Source organism: Microbacterium laevaniformans, assembly GCF_016907555.1.
Lineage (GTDB): Bacteria > Actinomycetota > Actinomycetes > Actinomycetales > Microbacteriaceae > Microbacterium > Microbacterium laevaniformans.
In genome coordinates this window covers 729,889-754,894 of the sequence record NZ_JAFBCE010000001.1, presented here as the reverse complement: position 1 = coordinate 754,894, position 25,006 = coordinate 729,889, and the positions used below count along the sequence as shown (strand labels likewise).

Below are 25,006 nucleotides of genomic sequence, written 5' to 3'. Positions count from 1 at the left end.
TCAGGAAACGCCCCACCCGTCGGGACCGTCCGATCCGGCAGGGTAGTCGTCCATGGGCACGTCGCCACGCCGCCACGCGTCGCGGACGGGCTGGATGATGCGCCAGCACTCCTCGGCGGCGTCGCCGCGCACGGCCAGCATGGCGTCGCCGTCGAGGATCGCGGCGAGAACCTCCGTGTACGCGGCGTGCGCGCCGAGGCCGAGGTCGGCCTCGAGCGTCGCACGGTGCAGGGCGAACGGCTCGTCACCCCCATTGACCGAGATCTCCATCGTGAGCTTGTCCGGCCCGAGTCCGAAGCGCAGGACGGCACCGCTCGCATCGCCGGTGAACCCCAGCGGCAGGTGGCGCACGGGACGCAGGACGACGTCGACCTCTGCCCGCTTGGCGGCCAGGGCCTTCCCGGAGCGCAGGGTGAACGGCACGCCCGCCCACCGGGCGTTTCGCACCTCGACGCGCACCTGGGCGAGCGTCTCGGTCTCCCGCGCGGGATCGACGCCCGGCTCGTCGACGTACGACGGCATCCGTTCCTCGCCCGCCGTGCCGGCCGTGTAGCGCGCGCGGTGCGAGGAGCGCACGGCGTTGTCGTCCCAGACGTGCGTCGCCCGCAGCACCGCCGCGGTGGCGTCACGCACGTCCGTCGCGGTGAGGGCCGCGGGGGGCTCCATCGCGACGACGGCCATCACCTGCAGCAGATGGCTTTGGATCATGTCGATGAGTGCCCCGGCGTGATCGTAGAAGCCCGCACGCCCCTCCAACCCGAGGGTCTCGTCGAAGCGGATCTCGACCCGCTCGATGTGCTCCGCTGACCAGATGGGCTCCAGAAGCCGGTTCGCGAACCGGGCGCCGAGCACGTCGAGAACGGTGGAGCGGCCGAGGAAGTGATCGACGCGGAAGACCTGCTCCTCGGGCAGCAGCTTCAGCAGTACCGCATTGAGTTCACGCGCGCTGGCTTCGTCCTCACCGAACGGCTTCTCCAACGCGAGGATCGTCCCCTCGGGCAGATCGGCCGGAGACAGCGCCGCGCAGGCGGCCGCCGCCGCAGCGGGCGGCACGGCGAAGTAGAGCACGAGCCGCCCCTCCGGGACGGCGCCGATCACCGCGCGCAGGCCCGCGGCGGTCGTCGCGTCGGCCGTGATGAACGGCGTCGACGCGACAGCGGAGAAGGCATCGTCCGCTCCGGCTTCCCGGAACGCGGTCCGCACACGTCGCCGCCACTGCGCGTCGCTGATCTCGGTGCGACCGACACCGACCAGATGCAGCTGCCGTTGCGGTTGTCCTCGCAGCAGATCGGCGAGCGCCGGCAGCAGCAGTCGCTGCGTCAGATCGCCGCTTGCCCCGATGATCACCAGTGTCGACACGTCAGCCATGTGCACACCCTATGTCGCCCGGTGCGGGGCGGCGAGGGGGCAGAATCATTCCGTGGCAGATGCATACGCGGGCCGGATCCCCTCCCCCACGCCCATCGAGGATTACGCGCTCCTGAGCAGCTGCCGCACGGCGGCGCTGGTCTCGCGCGACGGATCGATCGACTGGCTGTGCCTGCCGCGGTTCGATTCGGCATCCGTGTTCGCCGCCCTCCTCGGCGACGACCATCAGGGACGATGGGCGCTGCGGCCCGCCGATCCCGACGCGCAGGCGACACGGCACTACGACGGCGACACCTTCACCCTTATCACGCGCTGGGAGAGCGCGGACGGCGTGGCCGAGGTGCACGATTGTCTGCCCGTCGATCCCCGGCATCTCGACGTCGTACACCGCGTCGACCTGGTGCGCCGCGTCGTCGGCATCAGCGGCCGCGTCGCGTTCGAGCAGCAGGTGCGACTGCGCTTCGACTACGCCCGCGCGCTGCCGTGGGTGCGCCAGACCGGGACGGCCGACGCCCCCGAGGTGACGGCGATCGCCGGACCGGATGCTGTGGCCCTGCGCGGTGCACCGTTGACGGCCACCGACCACGTGCACCGCGGCACGCTGAGCGTCGCCGCCGGCGAGCACCGCGACCTCACGCTCACCTGGCATGCCTCGCACCGCCCTGTCCCCGCCCCGCTGGACGTCGAGGATGCCCTGCAGTGCACGCGCGAATGGTGGAGCGCGTGGGCCGAACGCATCGACGTGCACGGGCCGCACCGCGACGTCGTCGTGCGTTCGCTGTTGACCTTACGCGCGCTCACGCACCGCGACACGGGCGGCATCATCGCCGCACCCACCACGTCGCTGCCCGAACAGTTCGGCGGCGAGCGCAACTGGGACTACCGCTTCGTCTGGTTGCGAGACGCTTCGCTGACGATCGAGGTGCTGCTCGGCCAGGGCTTCGCGCACGTCGTGGCGCACTGGCAGCGCTGGCTGCTGCGGGCGATCGCGGGCGACCCGGCCGACCTGCAGATCGTCTACGGCATCGCCGGCGAGCGCGACCTCATGGAACGGGAGCTCGGCGACCTGCCCGGTTACGGGGGTGCCGCGCCCGTGCGGATCGGCAACGGTGCGGCGCAGCAGTACCAGGCCGACGTGACCGGTGAGGTCATGACGTGCCTGTTCGCCGCGCGTGCGGCCGGCATCGAGCAGTCGGCGATCTCGTGGCCGTTGGAGCGCGCGCTGCTGCGCCGTGCCGAGGAGCGCATCGACGAACCCGATCAGGGCATCTGGGAGATCCGCGGTGCGCCGCAGGTTTTCGTGCACTCCCGGGCCATGGTGTGGGCGGCATTCGATCGCGGCGTGCGCTCGGTGCGCGAACACGGTCTGCACGGCCCCGACGCGCACTGGGAGCAGCTGCGCGACCGGGTGCGCGCCGACATCGACGCTCACGGAGTCTCCCCACGAGGCCATTTCGTGCAGCACACCGCGACGGACGCGGTCGATGCCTCGCTGCTGTTGCTTCCGACGGTCGGATTCTGCGCCGCGGACGACCCGCGCATGCTGGCCACCGTGGCCGAGATCGAGCGCACCCTCGTGGTCGACGGCCTCGTGCTGCGCTATCGCACCGAGTCGGGGGTGGACGGGCTGGAAGGCACGGAGAACCCGTTCCTGGCGTGTTCGTTCTGGCTCGTCGAGCAGTACGCGGCGAGCGGCCGTCTCGCCGATGCGCGGGCGCTCATGGACCGCGCCTGTGCCCGCGCGAACGATGTCGGCCTGCTGTCCGAGGAGTACGACGTGGCCGAGAAGCGGCAGGCCGGCAACACCCCGCAGGCGCTCTCGCACCTGGCTCTCGTGCGCGCGGCATCCGCCCTCGCCCGCGCCGAGGCCGCAGCCGGCTGAGACGGCGATGCCCCCGATCGCGCCGGAGCGTGATCGGGGGCGTCGTCAGGAGTCACTCCCCGGCGAGACCGCCGAGCAGGTGACCGAAGGAACGTCCCTCTCCGAGGTAGTTCGCGGGGTCGAACGGGTCGTCGCTGCCGGCGGGCTGACGGCGCGCGACGGCCTCGGCCAGTTCGCGGGCACCGCGCTCGACGCGCGAGCTCAGCGGCGCGACCTGATCGGCTGCGGCGCCCCAGTCGCTGGATGCCGCGAACACACCCGTCGAGACGGCTTCGGCGTGCAGGTAGGCGAACAGCGGGCGGATGGCGTAGTCGATCGCGAGCGAATGCCGCGCCGTGCCGGCATTGGCGCCGATCAGCACGGGCTTGCCCGTGAGCGCGTCGGGGTCGAGCACGTCGATGAACGACTTGAACAGCCCCGAGTAGCTCGTGGAGAAGATCGGGGTGACCACGATGAGGGCGTCAGCCGACACGACCGTGTTGATGGCCGACTCCAGCGCGGGTGGAGCGAAGCCGGTCAGGAGGTTGTTCGTGATGTCGTGTGCGAGATCGCGCAGTTCGATCGTGTCGACGGTGGCCTGGATGGGCGCGCCGTCAGGACCCGTCAGCTCAGCCAGCGCCGCGACCGTCGCCGCCGCCAGGCGGTCGGCGAGCATGCGCGTGGACGAGGGATTCGACAGGCCGGCCGAGACCACGGCGATGCGACGCGCGCTCATCGGGTCGCCCCCACTCCGAACGCGGCACCGGCGGGGGCGGGGGCGTCCTGGTAGGGCGACGGCCCGCTCAGGTTGTCACCGCGGTTGGCGCGCGGCGTCGCCTGGCGTGAGGGTCCGTCGCCGTAGGCGGCGCGGACCAGAGAGGCGTGCGTCGGGGCGTCCGGCACGTTCTCGGGACGGTCCTTCGCGAACTCCTTGCGCAGCACCGGCACGACCTCGCCGCCGAGGAAGTCGAGCTGCTCCAGCACCGTCTTCAGCGGCAGGCCGGCGTGATCCATGAGGAACAGCTGGCGCTGGTAGTCGCCGAAGATGTCGCGCATCCCCGCGTAGCGGTCGATGACCTGCTGCGGCGAGCCGACGGTCAGCGGCGTCATCTCGGTGAAGTCCTCCATCGACGGGCCGTGGCCGTACACCGGGGCGTTGTCGAAGTACGGACGGAACTGGTTCACGGCATCCTGCGAGTTCTTCGCCATGAACGCCTGGCCGCCCAGGCCCACGATCGCCGTCTCCGGTGCGCCGTGGCCGTAGTGCTCCCAGCGCTGGCGGTAGAGACCGATGAGGCGCTGGTAGTGCTCGGCCGGCCAGAAGATGTTGTTCGCGAAGAAGCCGTCGCCGTAATACGCGGCCTGCTCCGCGATCTCGGGCGTGCGGATCGAGCCGTGCCAGACGAAGGGCGCGACGCCGTCGAGGGGCCGCGGGGTCGCGGTGAAGCCCTGCAGCGAGGTGCGGAACTTGCCCTCCCAGTCCACGACGTCCTCACGCCACAGCTTGTGCAGCAGCGCGTAGTTCTCGATCGACAGCGGAAGGCCCTGACGGATGTCCTTGCCGAACCAGGGGTAGACAGGCCCCGTGTTGCCGCGGCCGAGCATGAGGTCCATGCGGCCACCGGAGAGGTGCTGCAGCATCGCGTAGTCCTCGGCGATCTTCACGGGGTCATTCGTGGTGATCAGCGTCGTCGAGGTCGAGACGATGAGCCGCTCGGTCTGGGCGGCGATGTACGCCAGCGTCGTCGTGGGCGACGACGACCAGAACGGCGGGTTGTGGTGCTCGCCGAGCGCGAAGACGTCCAGGCCCACCTCTTCGGCGTGCTTCGCGATCTCCACGGTGGCGCGGATGCGCTCGGCCTCGCTCGGCGTGTGGCCCGTGGTGGGGTCCTGCGTGATGTCGCTGACGGTGAAGATGCCGAACTGCATCTGCGGGCTCTTCTCGTTCACGGTGTCCTTCGCCTTCCGGATGCCTCGGCATCCATTCCATGCAAGTGAATGTATCTCGTACAACACCGCGGTGTCCAAGTTATTCCCGACCCGCACACCGGTAACCGGACGCAACATGCCGCCGGCGCCGGCACCAGGACGCCTACCCTCGCCTCATGAGCGATCCCACTCTCCCCGTGCTCGACCTCTCGCTGCTGGACGCGGGGCCGGCGGCGGCAGCGCGCTTCCGCGACGAGCTGCGATCGGCGACGCACGACGTCGGGTTCTTCTATCTCACCGGCACCGGCGTCACCCCCGAGCTGGAACAGCGCCTGCATCGCGCAGCGCGGGACTTCTTCGCCTTGCCGGAGGCCGACAAGCTCGCGATCGAGAACGTGACGAGCCCGCACTTCCGCGGGTACACGCGGGTGGGCGGGGAACGCACCCAGGGAAAGGTCGACTGGCGCGAGCAGATCGACATCGGGCCGGAACGGGAGGCGGTCACGGACCCCGCCGCTCCCGACTTCGCGCGACTGATCGGCCCGAACCTCTGGCCGGCGGCTCAGCCAGAACTGCGCGAGGTCGCCGCGCTGTGGCAGGAGCACCTCACCGGCGTCGCGCGAAAGCTGCTGCGCGCGTGGGCGCTCGCCCTCGGCGCCTCCGAAGGATACTTCGACGACCACTTCGGAGAACCCTCGACGCTGCTGAAGATCGTGCGCTACCCCGGCTCGGCCTCCCCCGAGCCCGCGCAGGGCGTGGGTGCGCACAAAGACTCAGGCGTCGTCACACTGCTGTGGGTCGAGCCCGGCAAGGGTGGGCTCCAGGTCGAGCGTGACGGCGAATGGGTCGACGCGCCGCCCGTGCCGGGAGCCTTCGTCGTGAACATCGGCGAGATGCTCGAGTACGCGACCGGCGGCTATCTCATCGCCACCAATCACCGAGTCGTCTCGCCGCGGCATCCGGACGACCGCATCTCGGTGCCCTTCTTCTTCAACCCCGCCCTCGATGCGCGGCTGCCGCTCATCGAACTGCCGCTGGAGATGGCCGCGCAGGCGCGCGGGGTGACGCAGGACCCGACGAACCCGATTCACGGCCTCTACGGCGAGAACGCCCTCAAGTCGCGCCTGCGCGCGCATCCCGACGTCGCCGAGCGCTGGCACGCCGACCTGCTCGCCGCCCGCGCCTGACGCCGGCGCCGGGCGTCAGCGCCTCACGATGCCGTGGAATGACGAGAGCCTCCCCACACCGTGGGGAGGCTCTCCAAGAATGTTTTGCGCGATTGAACGCTGGGCGCGAAGCCTTAGCGGCGCAGACCGAGACGCTCGATGAGCGAGCGGTAACGGTTGATGTCGATGTCCTGCAGGTAACCCAGCAGGCGACGACGCTGACCGACGAGCAGGAACAGGCCACGACGCGAGTGGTGGTCGTGCTTGTGCTCCTTGAGGTGCTCGGTGAGGTCCTTGATGCGCTGCGTCAGCATCGCGACCTGCACCTCGGGGGATCCGGTGTCACCGGGGTGCGTCGCGTACTCTTCGATGATCGCCTTCTTGACGTCTGCTTCCAGTGCCATAGGTGATCCCCTTCCTCTTCGTTGCGCGGCGCCCGACGCCTGATGCGTGGGCTCTCTTTATCCGCGGCCGATCGAACGGCAACCTCAGGAGTCTACCAGCGCCGAGCCCGTCGCGGAAACTCGGCGCCGCGGCCCGGGCGAATCCTCTTAGGCTTCAGGCGTGCAGTTCTCCGTCCACGTCAAACCCGGCAGCCGCAAGGGCCCCCTCGTCGAGCAGGATGCCGAGGGCCTCACGGTCTTCGTGCGCGAGCGCGCCGTCGACGGCGCAGCCAACGACGCGGTGACGCGCGTACTCGCCGATCACTTCGGCGTGGCGCCGCGCGACGTCACGATCCTCCGCGGACACGCCTCGCGTCACAAGCGCGTCGAGGTGGACGCATGAGCGGCAGCCACCTGATCGATCTGACGCCGTTCCGGCACAGCCCTGCGTTCGCGCGGCTGTGGATCGGCTCGACGCTGTCGGGGCTCGGCGGCCAGCTCACGATCATGGCCGTCATGCTGCACATGTACGCACTGACATCGTCGACGTTCGCCGTCTCGATGATCGCCGTGGCGGGTTTGGTGCCGATGGTGCTCGCGGGCATCTACGGCGGCATGCTCGCCGACGCCTTCGACCGACGCACGGTGGCTCTGACGGCCGCGACCGTCACCTTCGCCTCCACGCTGCTGCTGGCCGTTCTGGCCTGGACGCAGCAGGAGGCGGTCTGGTCGCTCTATGTCCTCAGCGTCGTCAACGCGGCCGCCAACTCCATCGTGATGGCGAGCCGCTCCGCGATCATCCCACGCCTTCTCCCCCGCGAGCTGCTGCCCTCCGCAGCGGCCCTGCAGGGCGTCACGGTGGGCATCATGGTGATGGCCGGCCCCGCACTGGCGGGGATCCTGGTGGCGACCACCGGATACGCCTGGACCTACTCGATCGACGTCATCCTCATGCTCAGCCTGTTCCTCGGGCTCTGGACACTGCCCGCCATGCGCCCCGAGGGCGAGACGGTGCGCCCGGGACTGGAGTCGCTCAAGGACGGGATCGCGTTCCTGAAACGCGCGCCGAACATCCGCCTGCAGTTCGTGATGGACACCGTCGCGATGACCTTCGGCCAGCCGCTCGCCCTCTTCCCGGCACTCGGCATGGTGCTGCTCGGGGGCGGGCCGGTCACGGCCGGCATCCTCACCGCCGCGATCGCGGCCGGCGCCTTCCTCTCGAGCCTGTTCTCCGGGCGCGTCGGCGGATATCGCTGGCATGGACGAGGCATCGCGCGCGCGGTCGAGGTGTACGGCGCGGCCATCGGCGCCTTCGCTCTCGCGTTGGTGCTCGCCGCGGTCGGCGTCGGCGCCCCGAATGCAGTGGATGCCGACCACGCGAACATCGCGATGATCGTCGCCGCCTGCGTGGCGCTGGCCGTCGGCGGCGCCGCCGACAACGTGAGCGCGATCTACCGCTCCACCATGCTGCAGGCTGCGGTGCCGGATGCCGTGCGGGGACGGCTGCAAGGAATCTTCATCGTCGTCGTGGCCGGCGGCCCCCGCATCGGAGCCCTCTACGCGGGGACGCTCGCCACGATCACCACGCTCTGGTTCCCGCCGCTGGTGGGCGGCATCCTGATCGTCGCGATCGTCGCGACCCTCGCGCGTCTGTACCCGGGGTTCCGCAGCTACGACGCCGAGAACCCCGTCCCCTAACGCTCGATCCCTGACGCCCGATGCCGCGGCCGATTCCTGCCAGGCTTCGGCGGGTTTCGGACGTGGCATACCACGGGCGCCGACGGCGTCCGTGGCCGCCGCTAGAGTCGGCGCGTGACCCGCTCGCCCGCTCCCACCCCGGTTCGCCCGGGGCCGTCCTCGGCGGCGATCGCCGTCCAGTTCGTCCTGATGGGGATCATCTGGGGATCGAGCTTCCTGTTCATGAAGGTCGCCCTCGGCGGCATCTCTCCCGCGCAGGTCGCGTGGGGGCGTCTCGTGCTGGGCGCGGCCACGCTCGGGGTCTTCGTCCTCATCCGTCGCGACCGACTGCCCGGTCTGGGCCGCGAGAACGCGCGGGTGTGGGGCCATATGACGGTGCTCGCGGTGAGCTTCTGCGTCGTGCCGTTCCTGCTGTTCTCGTGGGCCGAGCAGCACGTGTCGTCGGGCCTCGGAAGCATCTACAACGCGACGACGCCGATCATGACCGCGATCATGGCAGCGCTCGTGTTCCGCGTGGAGCGTCTGAAGCCGGTGCAGATCGCGGGCATCGCCCTCGGCATCGGCGGGGTGGTCGTGATCATCGCACCGTGGACCGGCCTCGACCTCACGCAGAGCCTGCTCGCTCAGCTCGCCCTTCTCGGCGCGACCGCGTGCTACGGCTTCAGCCTCGCGTACATGCGCCGCTTCCTCGCGAACTCGGGCATGAGCCCTCTCGCCTTCTCGTTCGTGAACATCGGGATCGCCGCGGTGATCATGACGATCGTGGCGCCGGCCGTGGCCCTCACGCCCGTACGGCTGGACCCGTGGATCGTGGTGAGCATGGTGCTGCTGGGCTGCCTCGGCACGGGCGTGGCCTACATCTGGAACCAGAACACGCTGCGGGCCTGGGGGCCCACGGCCGCGTCGACCGTGACGTACATCACGCCGGTCGTGGGCGTGGCGCTGGGCTTTCTCGTCCTCGGTGAACGCATCGGCTGGCACGAGCCGGTCGGCGCCGGGATCGTATTCCTCGGCATCCTCCTCGCGCAGAACCGACTCCGAATGCCGCAACGGCGGCCGTCCCGCGGGAACGGGAACGACCGCCGTCGGACGGAGGGACTCAGGCCTGGAGCGAACCCTGCAGGTCGAGCGTGATCGTGACGTCCTTGCCGACGAGCACGCCACCGGTCTCGAGGGCCGCGTTCCACGTCAGACCGAAGTCCTCGCGGTTGATGACGCCCGTCGCAGTGGCACCGGCCTTGTAGTTGCCGTAGGGGTCGGTGCCGAAGCCGCCGAACTCGAGCTCGAAGGTCACCGGCTTGGTGACACCGTGGATCGTGAGGTCGCCGTCGACGAGGAAGTCGCCGTCCTGGTAACGAACACCGGTGGAGACGAACTCGATCGTCGGGAACTGCGCCACATCGAAGAAGTCGGCGCTGCGCAGGTGGTTGTCGCGGTTCTCGTCGTTCGTGTTGATGGAGGCGACGTCGACGGTCGCGCTGACCTTCGCCTCGAGCGGGTTCTCCGGAGCATCGATGGTGGCGCTCTTGAGACCGAAGACGCCGCGCACCTTCGAGATCATCATGTGGCGGAGGCTGAAGGTGACCTCGCTGTGCGCGGGGTCGAGCACCCAGGTGCCGGCCTTGTAGCCAGGGATCTCGGGAACGGTGGTGGTGTCGGTCATGTCTGCCATCCTTCGTCGGGGAAACGGTCTGCGGCTAGTCAACACGCGGAATCCGTATGTATTCCCACACATGGAAAAACTCTCGAGGAACAATCCGGGAGAGACGAGGAGGGGGTGGATGCCGCGGCATCCACCCCCTCCCCACGAAAGCGTCCGATCAGCCGACCTTGAGCAGATCGATGATGAAGATCAGCGTCTTGCCACCGAGGAAGTGACCACCGGCGGGGCCGTAGGCCAGGTGGGGCGGGATGATCAGCTCGCGACGTCCGCCCACCTTCATTCCGGGGATGCCGTCCTGCCATCCCTGGATCAGTCCGCGCAGCGGGAACTGGATCGACTCGCCGCGACCCCACGAGGAGTCGAACTCCTCACCGGACTCGTACTCGACGCCGGCGTAGTGCACGGTGACGTTGTCGCCGGGCTTCGCCTCGTCGCCGTCACCCACGATGATGTCGCGGATGACGAGGTCGGCGGGAGCAGGTCCTGCGGGGGCGTCGAACTCGGGCTTGGTGCGCTCTTCGGTCATACCCCCATCCAAGCATGCGCGGATGGGCCGGGCACCCTCTTGACACCCTCCGAGAGCTCGGAACACAATGAATGCAGGCCAACTCAGCGCCCGGGAGACACGCAGGCATCGCCGCGGCACCGGGCGCTGAGTCTGTGTATGAGCAGAATCTGTACGGCAGATGCGCGGTGACCGAAATCACCAAAACCTGCGGAGTTCATCGCCCCGCACTACCCTGGAGGGATGCGTTTCGCCCACGTCCTCCTGCCCGAAACGGACGATCCGCAGCTGGTCGTCGTGGTCGCACCCGGACGGATCGCCCCCGTGGCGGACCTGTTCGACGCGGCTCCGCGCACGCTGCAGGCCCTGATCGAGGGGGGCGACGAGCTCCTCGCTCGCGTGCGCGAGGCTGCCCGCGATGTCGACGGCATCCCTCTGGACGGCCTGACATTCGGCCCCGCGGTCGACGCGCCGCCCATCGTCCTGGCCGTCGGTTTGAACTACGCGGCGCACTCCAGCGAGCTCGGACTCAAGGCCGACACTGCTCCGACCGTGTTCGCGCTCTGGCCGAACTCGCTGTCCGGACACGACGCCACGACCTCGTGGCCGCGATCGCTCAGCGAGTCGGTCGACTACGAATCGGAACTCGGAGTCGTGATCGGTACGTCCGCCAAGGACGTCGCCGCGGAGGACGCGCTGGCCCATGTCTGGGGGTACACGGTGGTCAATGACATCACCGCGCGCGACATCCAGTTCTCAGAAGCGCAGTGGTCACGCTGCAAGTCGTTCGACGGCTTCACCCCCAACGGTCCCTTCGTCGTCACCGCCGACGAGATCGCCGACCCGCAGAACTTGCACATCTGGGCGGTCGTCGACGGTCAGACCGTGCAGGACGCCTCGACGGGACAGATGATCCGCTCGGTGGCAACCCTGATCGCGCATCTGTCGCAGTCGGCGACGCTGCTGCCCGGCACCCTGATCTCGACCGGAAGCCCAGGAGGGGCGGGGTATTCTCGCGATCCGCAGATCTTCCTGCGCGACCGCTCGATCGTGACAGTGGGTATCGACGGCATCGGTGAGCTCACCACTCACTGCCGCATTCTCGACTGAACGCACGACGCCCCGGTGATCCGCGTCGGCGGACACCGGGGCGTCGTCTGCGGGCGACTCAGCCGCCGTTGCAGGTGATGGTCTTGCCGTTGAGCTCGTACACCCCGCTCGGGTTGTTGGCGCAGAACTGGATGAGGTCGCCGGCCGTGTTGGCGAACACGACCGCGACGACGATGCCGATGATGATGCCGATCACGATCAGCACGGAGCTGACGATGATGGCGGCGACCGCCATGCCGTTCTTCGCGCCGGCCTTCTTGGACTGCACGAGGGCGACGATGCCGAGGATGAGGCCGATCAGCTGCAGTCCCACAGGGACGATGGCGAGGACGAGGGCGACGATCCCCAGCGTGCGTCCCGGCACGGCCGTGGATGCCGCGGGTCCGCCGTTGTACGCGGGAGCGGCCGCGTAGCCGCTCTGCTGGTACGGCGGCGGCGCGGCGGGCGGCGCGGCGGGCGGCGGAGTCTGCGGATTCACAGGGGGCTGGGTGGGGTCGGTCATGCGTCTCTCCTCGGTCGGCCGGTGCGGCGCGTTGCTGACAGCGACGTTATCGGCCCGCGCGCGTCTCGCGCAAAGGATTCGTCAGCTCTCGACGAGGTTCTCGGCGGGCTGTACGACGGGAATGGCCTGCGTGATCGCCTCCAGGCCCGACAGCCGCGCCGGAGAGAGCTGCTTGTCGACCTCGTCGCGAGTCATGAGCCCGGCTTCGACGACGAGGTCACCGACGTTGCGGTGGGTCAGCAGCGCGGTCTTGGCGAGAGCCGCCGACGCCGCGTAGCCGATGAACGGGGTGAGGGCCGTGACGACACCGACCGAGGAGCCGACCATGGCGCCGAGACGCTCGCGGTTCGCGGTGATGCCGTCGACGCAGTTGATGCGGAAGGTGCGCATGGCGCGTCGCATCCACGTGATCGACTGGAAGATCGAGTGGGCGATGATCGGCTCGAACGCGTTCAGCTGGAGCTGACCGCCTTCGACGGCCATCGTGACGGTGAGGTCGGCACCGGCGACGGAGAACGCGACCTGATTGACGACCTCGGGGATGACCGGATTCACCTTGCCGGGCATGATGCTGGATCCGGCTTGACGGGCCGGAAGGTTGATCTCGCCGAGGCCCGCCTGCGGTCCGCTCGAGAGGAGCCGCAGGTCGTTGGCGATCTTCGAGAGCTTGATCGCGTTGCGCTTGAGGGTCGAGGAGAACGACATGAACGACCCCGTGTCGCTCGTGGCTTCGACCAGATCGTCGGCGGTCGCCAGGTCGAGGCCCGTGATCTCCCGCAGGTGGCGTAGGACGGCGGGCGCATAACCGGGGTGGGTCGTGATGCCGGTGCCGATCGCCGTGGCGCCCATGTTGATCTCGAACAGCAGGTACGCGTTCTCGGTGAGGCGCTGGTGGTCGTAGCCGAGGGTCGTCGCGAAACCGTGGAACTCCTGGCCGAGGGTCATCGGCACGGCATCCTGCAGCTGGGTGCGACCGATCTTGAGGATGTCGTGGAACTCGACCGCCTTCGAAAGGAACGATTGGCGCAGGAGGTCCAGCTCCTCCAGAAGGGTCTTCAGATCGAGACTGAGCCCCACCTTCACCGCGGTCGGGTAGACATCGTTGGTCGACTGCGAGCGGTTGGTGTGATCGATCGGCGAGAGGTACGCGTAGTCACCCTTGGGACGACCCGCGAGCTCGAGCGCGATGTTGGTGATCACCTCGTTCGCGTTCATGTTGGTGGAGGTGCCGGCGCCGCCCTGCACGACGCCGACGACGAACTGGTCGTGGAAATCCCCGTCGATGACGCGCTGGGCAGCGCGGTCGATGAGGTCGGCGCGTTCGGCGTCGAGCACCCCGATCTCGAGGTTCGCGCGGGCGGATGCCTGCTTGACCATCGCGAGCGCGGTCACGAGGTCCTTGTAGACGGAGATGGGCCGCATGGAGATCGGGAAGTTCTCCAGGGCCCGGGCGGTGTGGATGCCCCAGTATGCATCGGCGGGGATCTCCATCGATCCCAGGGAGTCGGTCTCGGTGCGCGTCGTTGCGGCAGGTGCCATGAGTGCAGTCCTTTTGGGTCGTCGCCTCGGGTGGTCGGGGTCGAGCCTACCCGCGGCGTCGATACGTTCCGGGTGTACACGGCGTACACCCGGACAGACGGGTGCCCTCCGCCGCGGCCGAGGCCGCGACGAAGGGCACCTCGACGGTCAGCGGTTGACGGTCGACATGTCGGCGTAGCGGTCGCCGACCGGAGAGCCGACGGCGGCCAGCGCGGCCACCTGGTCCTGCGTCAGCACCAGGTCGACCGCTGCGATGTTCTCCTCGACGCGGGTGAGCTTTCGCGTGCCAGGGATCGGCGCGATGTGCTCCCCCTGGGCCAGCAGCCACGCCAGCGCCACCTGAGCGGGGGTGGCGCCGGCATCCGCGGCGACCTTCTCGACCTCGTCGACGATCGCGAGGTTGGCCTGGAACGCGCCGTCGGCGAAACGCGGGTTGCTCTTGCGGAAGTCATCCTCGTCGAGCGCGTCCAGCGAGCGGATCGCGCCGGTGAGGAACCCCCGCCCGAGGGGAGAGTACGGAACGAACCCGATGCCGAGCTCGGCGAGCGCCGGCAGCAGCTCCGCCTCGGGGTCGCGCGTCCACAGTGAGTACTCGGTCTGAATCGCGGTCACGGGATGGACCGCGTGCGCGCGACGGATCGTCGCGACCGAGGCCTCCGAGAGGCCGTAGCCGCGGATCTTGCCTTCGGCGACGAGCTCGGCCAGCGCGCCGACCGTGTCCTCGATGGGCGTCGCAGGGTCCATCCGGTGCTGGTAGTAGATGTCGATGCGATCGGTGCGCAGCCGGCGCAGCGACCCCTCGACGGCCAGCCGCACGTTGGCCGGTGTGCCGTCCAGCCCGCGCTCGCCGGTCGTCGTGTGGCGGATCGTGCCGAACTTCGTGGCGATGACGACGTCGTCCCGGCGGCCCGCCTCGGCCAGCGTCTTGCCGAGGAGTTCCTCGTTCGTGTACGGCCCGTACATCTCCGCAGTGTCGAGGAAGGTGACGCCGCGGTCGAGGGCGCCGAGGATCGTGCGCGCCCCGTCGGCGTCGTCCTGGCCGGCGCCGGTGTAGAAGGCGCTGATGCCCATCAGTCCGAGGCCGATGCGGCTGACCTCGATGGGGGTGGAGGTTCCCAGAGTGGTGGTCTTCATGAGAGTGAGATCTCCTTGTCGTAGATGTCGATCTTGTGGTCGATGGCCCGCAGGCTCGCGGTGATCTCGTCGAGCTGTGCGCGCACACGTTCGCGATGGGCGACGAGCAGCTCCCGGCGCTCGGGCACGGTGGACTCCCCCACGCGCACCAGCTCGGTGTAGCGGCGGATGCCGGCGATCGGCATGCCCGTGAGGCGCAGCCGCGTCAGGAAGCGCACCCAGGAGATGTCGGCATCCGAGTAGCGGCGGTGCGAGGAGGAGGCGCGGTCGATCGGCGTCAGCATGAGCCCCTCGCGCTCGTAGTAGCGCAGGGTGTGCGTCGAGACGTCGGTGGCGGCGGCGGCCTCGGCGATCGAGACGCCCTCGCGCGCGGGGACGGGGAGCAGGGTCATGTGCCCACGGTAGAACTTCGAGTGCACTCGAAGTCAAGCCGCATGAGCGCATCTGCCGCGCCCGGGACACCTCGCGATCTCAGCGCTTTCGGGAGAAGGCCTCGAGCCGCTCCTCCGGGTCGAGTGCGGCCATCGCCCGTGTCCATTCCTCGCTGAAGACCTCGGCCGTCTCGGCCTCACCGACCGGGACGACGCTGTGCGTGATGGTGTCGTCGTAGACGTGCACGAGATGGAAGGACTGTCCGCCGTCCATGCCGTTGACCTCCTGCGGCGGACGCTGGAGGTTCATCGTGTAACAGGTCGCCGATGCGACGCTGACCGGGATGCCGGCGAAGGTGCCCGCCGTGGCGTAGTGGAGGTGTCCGGCGAGGATGGCGCGGACGTCGCTGCCGGCGAGCGCCGCCGCGAACTCGCTCTGATGACGGAGTTCGAGGATATCGAAGAACGGGATGTGGCTCGGCAGCGGCGGATGATGCAGAGCCAGCACGGTGCCCAGCGGCGCCGGTTCGGCGAGGATGCCGCGGAGCCAGTCCAGCTGTGCGGCATCCAGGTCACCGTGATGCCACCCCGGCACGGAGGAATCGAGAGCGATCAGGCGCAGTCCGCCGAGGTCCCACACACCGGTGACGGGTTCGAGACTCGGCGCCTCGTCGAGAAGTCCCGCACGCAACGCGGGGCGCTCGTCATGATTTCCCGCGACCCACACGATGGGCGCACCCAGCCGCGCAGCGACGGGTTCGACCTCGGCGCGCAGGGCGGCGTAGGCGTCCGGCTCACCCAGATCGGTCAGGTCGCCCGTGAACACGATGGCGTCGGCCTTGACGCCGGTGCGCTCGACTGCCGCCAATGTCGCGATGAGGTTGGCGGCGGTGTCGTATCGGCCACCGAGGGGCCGGTTCCCGGCGAGCAGATGCGTATCGCTGAGATGGACGATCACGCGCTGGGCGGGCGGATGGATGCCGAACGAGAACGAGGCAGGGGCCATGAGGTCAGCCTAGGCGCCGCCGCCGACGCGGGGCGGACCCTCCCGCAGTTCCGGGCGTGAGGCGCCCGCGATCGCGATGCCGGTGGGTCAGTGCAGGACGATCAGGGCGAGCCCAGCGAGAACCGCGACGCCGCACAGTGCGAATGACAGGTAGGCACCGATCAGCGCCAGACGCTTCTGCCCGTCGGTCAGGGGGCTCTTCTTCGCCGCCTTCGCGGCGGCTTTGGCCGCACGACGCGCCTCCTTCTCGCTGATCACGGTGATCGCGTCGGTGAACTCTGCGGGAGCGACGATGGGCGCCCGTCCGCCACGTACCAGCAGCCGCAGACCGCCCGCATAGAAGCCGACGACGAGCAGCGCACCGATCAAGGCGGCGGCGAAGACCTGGACGAAGGCCAACCAGTCGATGCTGATACCCATCAGCGCTCCCCCGTCTTCTCAGCACCGGACTTCTCGGCGGAAGGCTTCGTGGCCAAAGGCTTCGTGGCCGAGGGCTTCTTCCCGCCGGGCGCCGTGCTCTTCGCCCGCTCCTTCGCCCGGTCTGCCTTCTGCTGCGCGCGCTCGGCGCGCAGGATCGCGCGCTGACGACGCGTGGGCGGCGGGTTGCGCTTGACCTTGACCGCGAGCCCCGAGTCGGCGACCTCGCTCATCGCATTCGACGAGTCCACGTGCGTGCGACGCGAGCGCAGGAACAGACCGACGATGATCGCGACGGCGAGCACCGCGTCGATGACGATGCCGGCGCCTGCGAACCAGACGACCAGCAGTGCGGCGAAGGCACCGACGGCGGCCGAGGCGGGCAGCGTCAGCACCCATCCCACGGCGATGCGCCCGACGGTGCGCCAGCGCACTTTCGAGCCCCGCCGCCCGAGTCCGGAGCCGATGACCGAGCCCGAGGCGACCTGCGTCGTCGACAGCGCGAAGCCGAGCGCGCTGGAGGCGAGGATGGTCGCCGCCGTGGACGTCTCGGCGGAGAAGCCCTGTGCGGGCTTCACGTCGGTGAGCCCCTTGCCGAGCGTACGGATGATGCGCCAGCCGCCCATGTAGGTGCCGAGCGCGATCGTGAACGCACAGGCCAGGATCACCCACAGCTGCGGGTCGGCATGGGCACCGCTCTGCCAGCCCGCCATGATCAGCGCGAGGGTGATGACACCCATCGTCTTCTGCGCATCGTTCGTGCCGTGGGCGAGGGCGACGAGGGAGGAGGTGAAGATCTGGCCCCAGCGGAACCCGTCGCGACCGTCGGGCTTGTTGTCGTAGCGACGCGTCATCGCGTAGGCGAGCCGCGTCGCCAGGAAGGCGATGACACCGGCCGTGAACGGGGCGATCAATGCCGGCAGGACGACCTTGCTCAGCACCATGCCGAAATCGATGGCCGCCGCGCTCGCGCCGACGAGCGTCGCCCCGATCAACCCGCCGAACAGGGCGTGCGAGGAGCTGGAGGGCAGACCCAGCAGCCAGGTCAGCATGTTCCAGGTGATCGCACCGATCAGGCCGGCGAAGATGATCGGCAGGAACGCGAGCGGCTCAATCTGGTCCTCGCGGATGATCCCGTGCGAGATCGTCTTCGACACCTCGGTGGACAGGAAGGCGCCGACGAGATTGAGACTCGCGGCGAGCAGAACGGCGACTTTGGGCTTGAGGGCACCGGTCGCGATCGGGGTGGCCATCGCGTTCGCGGTGTCGTGAAAGCCGTTCGTGAAGTCGAAGAACAGCGCCAGCGCGATCACCAGCACGACGATGAGGGCAGCGGTTTCCACAGTTCGCTTTCGTCGGGATTCACAGGAAGGGAGCCGACGGAATCGGCGATGCGAACGAAGAGTTCACCGTGGGTTCATACTCCGGCAACCGGACCACAGAAATACTCCCACACTCAAGGCCCCTCGCAGAACGGCGATCCCGCCCCGACACGCCGGGCGTGGATTAGCGTGGAGCGGTGACCCGAGAGACGTCCTCCACGCCGCTGTCCGCCCCCGTCGCCGCCGCCCGTCCGACGCTTCGCCATCATCACGGCGACGAGGTGCGAGACGACTACGAGTGGCTGCGGGAGAAGGAGGATGCCGAGGTCATCGCGCACCTCGAAGCCGAGAACGCCTTCACCGAGCAGCGCACGGCCCACCTCGCGGGGCTGCGCCAGCGCATCTTCGACGAGATCAAGGCTCGCACCCTCGAGACCGACCTGTCCGTTCCGACGCGTCAGGGCGCATGGTGGTACTACGGGCGCACCGTCGAGGGCAAGCAGTATGGCATCCAATGCCGCGCGCCTCTGGCCGGCCCCGACGACTGGACGCCGCCTGTCCTGACGCCGGGCGTCGACGTCCCCGCCGAGATCGTCCTGCTCGACGGCAACGTCGAGGCCGACGGTCACGAGTTCTTCTCCCTGGGCAGCTTCGACGTCTCGACCGACGGTTCTCGACTGCTCTTCGGTGTCGATGTGGAGGGCGACGAGCGCTACACGCTGCGTGTGCGCGACCTCGTCAGCGGGAAGGACCTGCCCGACGTCATCGAGAACACCTCGGCGGGAGCGTCGTTCTCCCCCGACGGCCGGTACATCATCTACACGACGGTCGACGACGCGTGGCGACCCGACACCGTGTGGCTGCACGAGGTCGGCACCGATGCCGCAGCCGACGCGCGCCTGTTCCACGAGCCGGACGAGCGCTACTGGGTGGGTGCCGGCTTCACGCGCAGCGAGAAGTACCTGGTCATCGAGGTGGGCTCCTCCATCACGACCGAGGAGTACCTCGTCGACGCGACCGATCTGCGTTCCGAACCGCGATCCATCTGGCCGCGTCGAGAAGGCGTCGAGTACTCGGCCACCCATGCCGTCGTGGGCGGCGAGGACGTGCTCTACATCGTGCACAACGACGGCGCGCTCGATTTCGAACTGGTGCGCGTCGCAGCATCCGATCCGCAGGGCCAACGCGACGTCGTGCTGGCCCACACTCCCGGGCGGCGCGTGCTGGATATGTCCGCCTTCCGCGACTGGGGGGTCGTGTCGTACCGACGCGACGGGCTGTCGCGAATGGGGATCCTGGACTACGCCACCGGCAGCATCGACGAGCTCGCCTTCGAGGAGGAGCTCTACACCGCCGGAGCCGGCGGCAATCCCGAATGGGCCCCGCCCGTGGTGCGGCTCGGTTACGGCTCGTTCCTCACCCCCGGGACCATCTACGACTACGACGTGGCGGCGCGTGAGTTGCACCTGCGCAAGCGCCAGCCCGTGCTCGGCGGATACGATCCGTCGGCCTACGGGCAGCGGCGCGAGTGGGTCACGGCATCCGACGGCACCCACGTGCCCGTCTCGATCGTGTGGAAGCGGTCGTTCGGCGAGCCGGGGAACGCGCCGCGTCCGCTGCACCTCTACGGGTACGGGTCCTACGAGCACTCCATCGAACCCGGTTTCTCGGTGGCGCGTCTGTCGATGCTCGATCGCGGCGTCGTCTTCGCCGTCGCGCACGTTCGCGGCGGCGGCGAACTCGGACGGCAGTGGTACGAGGACGGCAAGCTGCAGCACAAGCGCAACACCTTCACCGACTTCGTCGCGGTCGCGCGTCATCTGATCGACACGGGCGTCACCGCACCCGACCGCCTCGTCGCCGAAGGCGGTTCTGCGGGCGGTCTGCTGATGGGCGCGGTCGCGAATCTCGCCCCCGAGCTGTTCGCCGGCATCCTCGCCGACGTCCCCTTCGTCGATGCCCTGACGACCATCCTCGATCCTTCGCTCCCGCTGACGGTGATCGAGTGGGACGAGTGGGGCGATCCGCTGCACGACGCGGAGGTCTACGCGTACATGAAGTCGTACACGCCGTACGAGAACGTGCGCGAGGGAGTGACGTATCCGCGGATCCTCGCGACCACCTCGCTCAACGACACCCGCGTCTACTACGTGGAACCCGCCAAGTGGGTGGCGCGATTGCGCGAGGTCGGTGCTGACGCACTGCTGAAGTGCGAGATGGTCGCGGGCCACGGCGGTGTCTCCGGGCGCTACAACTCCTGGCAGCAGCGCGCCTTCGAGCTCGCCTGGTTACTGGACGTGCTGGGCCTCGCCGAGGACTGATTCCCCCCTCCCCGTACCTGCCCCCGGACCTGTCCCCCGCACGCCGCGGCATGTCCCACTTATGCCGAGGCGTGTCCCACTTATGCCGAGGCGTGTCCCACTTATGCCGAGGCGTGTCCCACTATCTGTGCTTGACAGCGCTCCCAGGCAGCAGGATGTGGGACACACAGCTCCGGCGCCGCGCCTCTGTGCCCCGGCGTCAGCGCCCGGGCGTCCACCCCGCACGCTGCAGGGCGTCTCGTACCATCGCGACCGCGAGCCGGCCATCGCCGACGAGGTGATGAGCCAGCACGCGCTCGTGCTGCCAACCCAGGCCGCGAATGGCCGCCCACCGGTCGGCGTCGCGCGCGAACTGACGCGCATCGTCAGCGTGGACGCGGCCGTCGTACTCGACCGCGAGACGGTAGCGGGGAAAGGCCAGATCGAGCTCCGCGACGAACGTCCCCCGATCGTCGAACAGGTTCCAGGCCACCTCGGCCTCCGGCAGGCCCGCGCGACTCAGCAGCAGTCGCAAGCGCGTTTCGCGAGGAGAGCGCACGCCACCGCGAGCGAGCGCCAGCGCCCTGCGGAGAATTCCGCCGCGCACGTCGCCCATCACCTCGATCTCACCGCGAAGCTCGGCCGCACTCGCCAGCGGGCTCCGGCCTGAGATCAGGTGATCTGCCGCGGCAACGAGGTCGTCGAGCCGCCAGAGCGTGCCCGTTTGACGCCAGGCACGCGCCGGGTGCTCGACCGGCATCCCGCCCACCGTCGTCTGGGCCGGCGTTCGCAGCTGCAGCCGATGACCCACCACGGCGTGAGTACGGGGTTCGCGCGCAGGACGGTGGGTGGACACGTGGATGGTCGGCTCATACGGCCACTCCGGCTGAGGCACTCCGAGAAGATACAGGGCGGTCTCGTGGCTGAAGAACTGCCCGATGCGCAGCCTCGGCAGCAGCGCCCGACACGATGCCTCGAGCGAGCCAGGAGTGGGCTCCGCTCGCGCGCGGACGCCGTGGAAGGGACGCGACAGATCGCGTCCCCGCAGCCGCCCGGGGCTCACGCCCGCATCTCGCGCCTGCGCGACGGTGAACGCGTCCGGCAGACTCAGCGGCAGGTCGCTCGAGGTCGTCATCGCGCAAGCGTCACCCGTGCGCAGCGATGCTCTGGTGGCTGAGCACCGAACGGTGGAAACCTCGGAGCCCGACGCGGCCGGGGAGGAACCTGCGTAGGGCGTGGTCAGTGAGAGTGACCCTCGCAGGACGTGTCCCACTTCCTGCTGTCCGGTGGCCTCCTGCACAGCAGAAAGCGGGACACGGCACGGCGGAAGTGGGACAACGCCAGCGAAAAGTGGGACACGGAATCTGCGGTGTCCCGGTGGCGGGCTCAGCCGAAGAGCGCGGCGGCCTCTTCGTAGCGGTAGATCGGCACCGTGTTCAGCTCACCGAGAGCCTCCGCAAACGGCACCCGCACGATGTCGGTGCCCTTCAGCGAGACCATCTGGCCCCAGGCCTGCTCGTAGACGGAGTCTGCGGCATGCAGACCCAGGCGCGTCGCCAGCACCCGGTCGAAACCGGAGGGCGAGCCGCCGCGCTGGATGTGACCGAGCACGGTCGCACGCGTCTCGATGCCGGTCAGACGCTCGATCTCGGGCGCCAGGACCTCGCTGATGCCGCCCAGGCGAGGGCGGTTGAAGGCGTCGAGCCCCTTGTCGCTGAAGGCTTCGTCCATGCCCGTGAGCGTGAAGCCCTCCGAGACGACGACGAGCGGCGCGCGACCGCGGTCATGCGCCTTCTGCACCTGCGCGGCGATCTCGGTGATCGACATGGGCACCTCGGGGATGCAGATCACGTGCGCACCGGCCGCGATGCCGGAGTGCAGGGCGATCCACCCCACGTGCCGACCCATGACCTCGGCGACCATGCAGCGCTGGTGCGAGTCTCCGGTGGTGCGCAGGCGATCCATGGCGTCGGTGGCGATGTTGACGGCGGTGTCGAAGCCGAACGAGTAGTCGGTGGCGCGGAGGTCGTTGTCGATCGTCTTGGGCACGCCCATGACATTGATGCCGTCGTTCCACAGCCGGTTGGCCGCGGCGAGCGTGCCCTCGCCACCGATGGCGATGATCCCGTCGATGTGGTGGCCGTAGAGTGTCTTCGCGATGTTCTCCGCGCCGCCGCGGGGACCCTCGTAGGGGTTGGTGCGGCTCGTGCCGAGAATCGTGCCGCCGACCTTCGAGAGGCCCTTGACCTCGTGCCGGGTCAGCGGGAAGAAGTCGCCGTCGACGACGCCACGCCAGCCGTCACGGATGCCGACGAACTCGATGTTGTAGTTCGTGGTGCCCTTGAGGACCACACCGCGGATGACCGCGTTCAGTCCGGGGCAGTCTCCGCCGCTGGTGAGGATACCGATCTTCATGTGGAGATCCTTTGGTGATTCGGGATGTGATTCGGCGACGCTGCCTCCTCGACACTATCGCCGTATCGACGGCGGATGCCACCGCATCCGCCGTCGATAATCCCGGCCCGCCTCAGGCGGCGCCGAGCGCCTGGCGCAGCAGGTGCATGAGCGCCGACAGCTGCACGGAATCGCTCGAGGTGGGGTCCAGCTGGGCGCCGTCCAGGGCGCGCTGGGCGAGCCCCTGCTTCGAGTCGATCAGCTCCGCGATCTTCGTGTCGATCGTGTGCGCGGCGATGATCCGCCATGCCGTGACGGGCTCGTCCTGACCGATGCGGTGCACCCGATCGATCGCCTGGGTCTGCTCGGCGGCGGTCCAGGAGAGCTCGGCGAGAACGACGTTGGATGCCGCCTGCATGTTCAGTCCGACGCCGGCCGCCGTCAGCGAACAGACGGCGATCGCCACACCGGGGTCGGTGTTGAAGGCGTCGATGGCCTGCTGGCGGGCGGTCGTCGTCTGATCACCGCGGATCGAGATCGTCCGCAGGCCGGATGCCGCGAAGTGCGCCTCTGCGGCATCCATCACGTCGATGTGCTTCGCGAAGAACACCACCTTGCCGACCGAGCGCTGCAGCTGCACGGCATAGTCGGCGGCGAGGTGCGCCTTGGCCTGACCGATCTTGCGGACCATCGTGAAGACGTTGTCCGCGCCGGAGGCCGACGCCTTCGCCTCTTCGAGCTCGCCGTGCGCGACGAGGCGGACGATGTCCTCGTCGACCTCGCCGATGAGCACCTTGTCGCCGCGCGCTTCGATGATGCGGCGGTACTTGGCCGCCAGGCGCGACCCGAGCTCACGCTCGGCTTCGCGGATGGAGCGTCCGAACTCGTCGTCGAGCTCCACCGGCAGGTCGGCGACGAGCTTGTCGGGAAGGTCGGCTGCGACGTCCTTCTTCTTGCGACGGACGATGCCCATCGAGATCACGGCGTCGCGCGCCTCGGGGTAGAAAGCCTTGTCCGCCGGCGTGAATCCCGTCGCGTCGAGCTTCTCCATGAGCTCGGGGCCCGGCTTCTCGCCGTTGGTCCAGCCGAGGAAGCGCCAGATCGCGTCGAAGTCCTCGACGTCGTTGATCAGCGGCGTTCCCGTGAGGGCGAGCATCAGCGGGTTGCGCACCTGCTCGCGGATGCGCCCGCCCAGGGCGAGCACGTTCTGGGAACGCTGCGAGCTGAGGTTCTTGATGAAGTGGGCCTCGTCGACGACCATGCCCTTCAGGCCGAGCGAGCCGAGCCAGGACAGGTGCCGATCGAGCACCTCGTAATTGACGATGAAGACGTCGGCGAACGCGTCGACGGTGTCGCCGTCGCCGTGGATGACGGTCGCACGTCGCTGCGGCGTCCACCGCTCGACCTCACGCGCCCAGTTCATCTTGACGACATTGGGCACGACCGCCAGCAGCGGATACGCATCGGCGACGGAGGCGGCCAGCACCGACTGTGCGGTCTTGCCGAGGCCCGGCTCGTCGGCCAGCAGGAACGACCGGTGACCGGCGCGCACGGCCTCCAGGAAGCGCGACTGGTGCGGCATGATCTCGAGCCCCTTGGGCGAGATCCGATCGAACTCGGGAACGGGCGGAAGCTCCATGGAGGCGCTCGCGCCGCCGGCCCCGATCTCGAACGCCTTGTACAGCGGCCCCATCAGCTCCCAGCCGTCCAGCCGGCGGCGGGCGGTGGATGCCGGTGCGCGCAGTGCCACGTCGGGAGCCAGGAACGGGTTCGCCTCACGGCGCGCCTCGATCTGCGGCGGCACGACCTGGCGCTCGGCGAGCGCCGCGGGCACGACGGGAGTCTGTCCCCACCCCTGAGCGGCGGGCGCGGCGTCGGTGATGATGAGCTCGTCATCGGGCAGCTCCGCCCCCGACTCGAGCAGCCAGTCGCGGCGCATGCGCTTGGCGACCGGCGAGGTGGCCTGGTCGACCTCGAGCAGCTGGATCAGCGAGGTGTCGCGGGCCGCGGTCTTGGCGAGGATCGTCGCAACGCCGTCGAGGCGCTTGAGCAGCTCGGCACGCGCTGCGGTGGGCACGGTCTCGTCGGCCTTGACGCGCGCGCGCTCCTCGCGGACGAGGAAGGCGATGACCTGGAACTTGACACGGTTGGTCGGACCGAGTTTGCCCTTCTGGGCCTTCGCCTCGACCTCGCGCACTTTGCGGGCGAGGATCGGGATCAGCGGGGCGTCGTCGTCGCGACGGGCGGACGAGCCGCGATGGGACGAGCCGCGTCGGCGTGACGAGGTGGCAGTGGATGCCGTGGTCGGCATGCTCCTCCTGAGCGTGAAGCGCCGGAA

General features: G+C 69.0%; 23 protein-coding genes. 7 read left to right on the top strand and 16 right to left on the bottom strand.

The genetic code is table 11. The annotated features are described in order from the left end of the window. A complete protein-coding gene (locus JOE53_RS03415) occupies positions 1-1,368 on the bottom strand; it encodes a glucose-6-phosphate dehydrogenase (RefSeq protein ID WP_204946796.1) in 1,368 nt (455 codons plus the stop codon). Between the two features lie 52 nt (positions 1,369-1,420). Between JOE53_RS03415 and JOE53_RS03410 the strand changes: the two genes are divergently transcribed. Continuing rightward, positions 1,421-3,250, top strand: a complete 1,830-nt coding sequence (locus JOE53_RS03410) for a glycoside hydrolase family 15 protein (protein ID WP_081767994.1) — start codon at positions 1,421-1,423, stop codon at positions 3,248-3,250. A 52-nt stretch (positions 3,251-3,302) separates the two neighbouring features. Here the strand turns inward: JOE53_RS03410 and JOE53_RS03405 are convergent, their stop codons facing one another. Then, positions 3,303-3,965: a CE1759 family FMN reductase gene (locus JOE53_RS03405; RefSeq protein WP_036287646.1), complete on the bottom strand. Its 663-nt coding sequence runs from the start codon at positions 3,963-3,965 to the stop codon at positions 3,303-3,305. Beyond that, positions 3,962-5,158: an LLM class flavin-dependent oxidoreductase gene (locus tag JOE53_RS03400; RefSeq protein WP_187289899.1), complete on the bottom strand. Its 1,197-nt coding sequence runs from the start codon at positions 5,156-5,158 to the stop codon at positions 3,962-3,964. The genes JOE53_RS03405 and JOE53_RS03400 overlap by 4 nt, the downstream gene beginning before the upstream one ends. Positions 5,159-5,334: 176 nt before the next feature. Here JOE53_RS03400 and JOE53_RS03395 point away from each other — a divergent pair, with 176 nt between their 5' ends. Then, positions 5,335-6,345 carry an isopenicillin N synthase family dioxygenase gene (locus JOE53_RS03395; RefSeq protein WP_036287650.1) on the top strand — a complete coding sequence of 337 codons (1,011 nt, stop codon included), beginning with the start codon at positions 5,335-5,337 and terminating at the stop codon, positions 6,343-6,345. Positions 6,346-6,458: 113 nt separating this feature from the next. On the opposite strand, the gene rpsO is transcribed toward JOE53_RS03395, so the two are convergent. Beyond that, positions 6,459-6,728, bottom strand: coding sequence for a 30S ribosomal protein S15 (rpsO, locus tag JOE53_RS03390; RefSeq protein ID WP_005048780.1), 270 nt, complete (start codon positions 6,726-6,728; stop codon positions 6,459-6,461). 160 nt (positions 6,729-6,888) lie between these two features. Here rpsO and JOE53_RS03385 point away from each other — a divergent pair, with 160 nt between their 5' ends. From JOE53_RS03385 to JOE53_RS03375, 3 genes are all read left to right on the top strand, one after another. Further along, positions 6,889-7,110: a DUF167 domain-containing protein gene (locus JOE53_RS03385; protein ID WP_036287653.1), complete on the top strand. Its 222-nt coding sequence runs from the start codon at positions 6,889-6,891 to the stop codon at positions 7,108-7,110. Next, entirely contained in the window at positions 7,107-8,405 is a 1,299-nt protein-coding gene (locus tag JOE53_RS03380) for an MFS transporter (protein ID WP_204946795.1), read from the top strand. Before JOE53_RS03385 ends, JOE53_RS03380 begins: the two co-directional genes overlap by 4 nt. 114 nt (positions 8,406-8,519) lie before the next feature. Next, positions 8,520-9,539: a DMT family transporter gene (locus JOE53_RS03375; RefSeq protein ID WP_204946794.1), complete on the top strand. Its 1,020-nt coding sequence runs from the start codon at positions 8,520-8,522 to the stop codon at positions 9,537-9,539. Here the strand turns inward: JOE53_RS03375 and JOE53_RS03370 are convergent. Further along, complete coding sequence (locus JOE53_RS03370) at positions 9,505-10,068, bottom strand: YceI family protein (RefSeq protein ID WP_204946793.1); 564 nt, start codon at positions 10,066-10,068, stop codon at positions 9,505-9,507. The genes JOE53_RS03375 and JOE53_RS03370 overlap by 35 nt on opposite strands. Positions 10,069-10,225: 157 nt before the next feature. Continuing rightward, the gene (locus JOE53_RS03365) at positions 10,226-10,594 is read right to left on the bottom strand and encodes an FKBP-type peptidyl-prolyl cis-trans isomerase (protein WP_135948361.1); all 369 of its coding nucleotides are present in this window, start codon (positions 10,592-10,594) and stop codon (positions 10,226-10,228) included. A 222-nt stretch (positions 10,595-10,816) separates the two neighbouring features. Here JOE53_RS03365 and JOE53_RS03360 point away from each other — a divergent pair, with 222 nt between their 5' ends. Next, positions 10,817-11,683 carry a fumarylacetoacetate hydrolase family protein gene (locus tag JOE53_RS03360; RefSeq protein WP_204946792.1) on the top strand — a complete coding sequence of 289 codons (867 nt, stop codon included), beginning with the start codon at positions 10,817-10,819 and terminating at the stop codon, positions 11,681-11,683. 58 nt (positions 11,684-11,741) lie between these two features. On the opposite strand, the gene JOE53_RS03355 is transcribed toward JOE53_RS03360, so the two are convergent. From JOE53_RS03355 to JOE53_RS03325, 7 genes are all read right to left on the bottom strand, one after another. Beyond that, complete coding sequence (locus JOE53_RS03355) at positions 11,742-12,185, bottom strand: DUF4190 domain-containing protein (protein ID WP_204946791.1); 444 nt, start codon at positions 12,183-12,185, stop codon at positions 11,742-11,744. 81 nt (positions 12,186-12,266) lie between these two features. After that, positions 12,267-13,724, bottom strand: a complete 1,458-nt coding sequence (locus JOE53_RS03350) for an aspartate ammonia-lyase (protein ID WP_036287668.1) — start codon at positions 13,722-13,724, stop codon at positions 12,267-12,269. Positions 13,725-13,871: 147 nt separating this feature from the next. Beyond that, positions 13,872-14,858, bottom strand: a complete 987-nt coding sequence (locus tag JOE53_RS03345; RefSeq protein WP_204946790.1) for an aldo/keto reductase — start codon at positions 14,856-14,858, stop codon at positions 13,872-13,874. Then, entirely contained in the window at positions 14,855-15,250 is a 396-nt protein-coding gene (locus tag JOE53_RS03340; RefSeq protein ID WP_036289752.1) for a MerR family transcriptional regulator, read from the bottom strand. The genes JOE53_RS03345 and JOE53_RS03340 overlap by 4 nt, the downstream gene beginning before the upstream one ends. A gap of 79 nt (positions 15,251-15,329) precedes the next feature. Continuing rightward, complete coding sequence (locus JOE53_RS03335) at positions 15,330-16,235, bottom strand: phosphodiesterase (protein ID WP_036289745.1); 906 nt, start codon at positions 16,233-16,235, stop codon at positions 15,330-15,332. 87 nt (positions 16,236-16,322) lie between these two features. After that, positions 16,323-16,655, bottom strand: coding sequence for a hypothetical protein (locus JOE53_RS03330; RefSeq protein WP_036289744.1), 333 nt, complete (start codon positions 16,653-16,655; stop codon positions 16,323-16,325). After that, complete coding sequence (locus JOE53_RS03325; protein ID WP_204946789.1) at positions 16,655-17,995, bottom strand: inorganic phosphate transporter; 1,341 nt, start codon at positions 17,993-17,995, stop codon at positions 16,655-16,657. The genes JOE53_RS03330 and JOE53_RS03325 overlap by 1 nt, the downstream gene beginning before the upstream one ends. Before the next feature lie 176 nt (positions 17,996-18,171). On the opposite strand from JOE53_RS03325, the gene JOE53_RS03320 reads away from it, so the two are divergent. After that, positions 18,172-20,295 carry a S9 family peptidase gene (locus JOE53_RS03320; protein WP_204946788.1) on the top strand — a complete coding sequence of 708 codons (2,124 nt, stop codon included), beginning with the start codon at positions 18,172-18,174 and terminating at the stop codon, positions 20,293-20,295. Positions 20,296-20,494: 199 nt separating this feature from the next. Here JOE53_RS03320 and JOE53_RS03315 read toward each other — a convergent pair whose 3' ends face one another. The 3 genes from JOE53_RS03315 to JOE53_RS03305 form a co-directional block, all read right to left on the bottom strand. Then, positions 20,495-21,409 carry a PDDEXK family nuclease gene (locus JOE53_RS03315; protein ID WP_061682190.1) on the bottom strand — a complete coding sequence of 305 codons (915 nt, stop codon included), beginning with the start codon at positions 21,407-21,409 and terminating at the stop codon, positions 20,495-20,497. Between the two features lie 251 nt (positions 21,410-21,660). Further along, positions 21,661-22,689 (bottom strand): 6-phosphofructokinase, encoded by a 1,029-nt coding sequence (locus JOE53_RS03310; RefSeq protein WP_005048745.1) that lies wholly within the window; start codon positions 22,687-22,689, stop codon positions 21,661-21,663. Between the two features lie 112 nt (positions 22,690-22,801). Continuing rightward, entirely contained in the window at positions 22,802-24,979 is a 2,178-nt protein-coding gene (locus JOE53_RS03305; protein ID WP_204946787.1) for a DEAD/DEAH box helicase, read from the bottom strand. Positions 24,980-25,006: the final 27 nt, after the last annotated feature.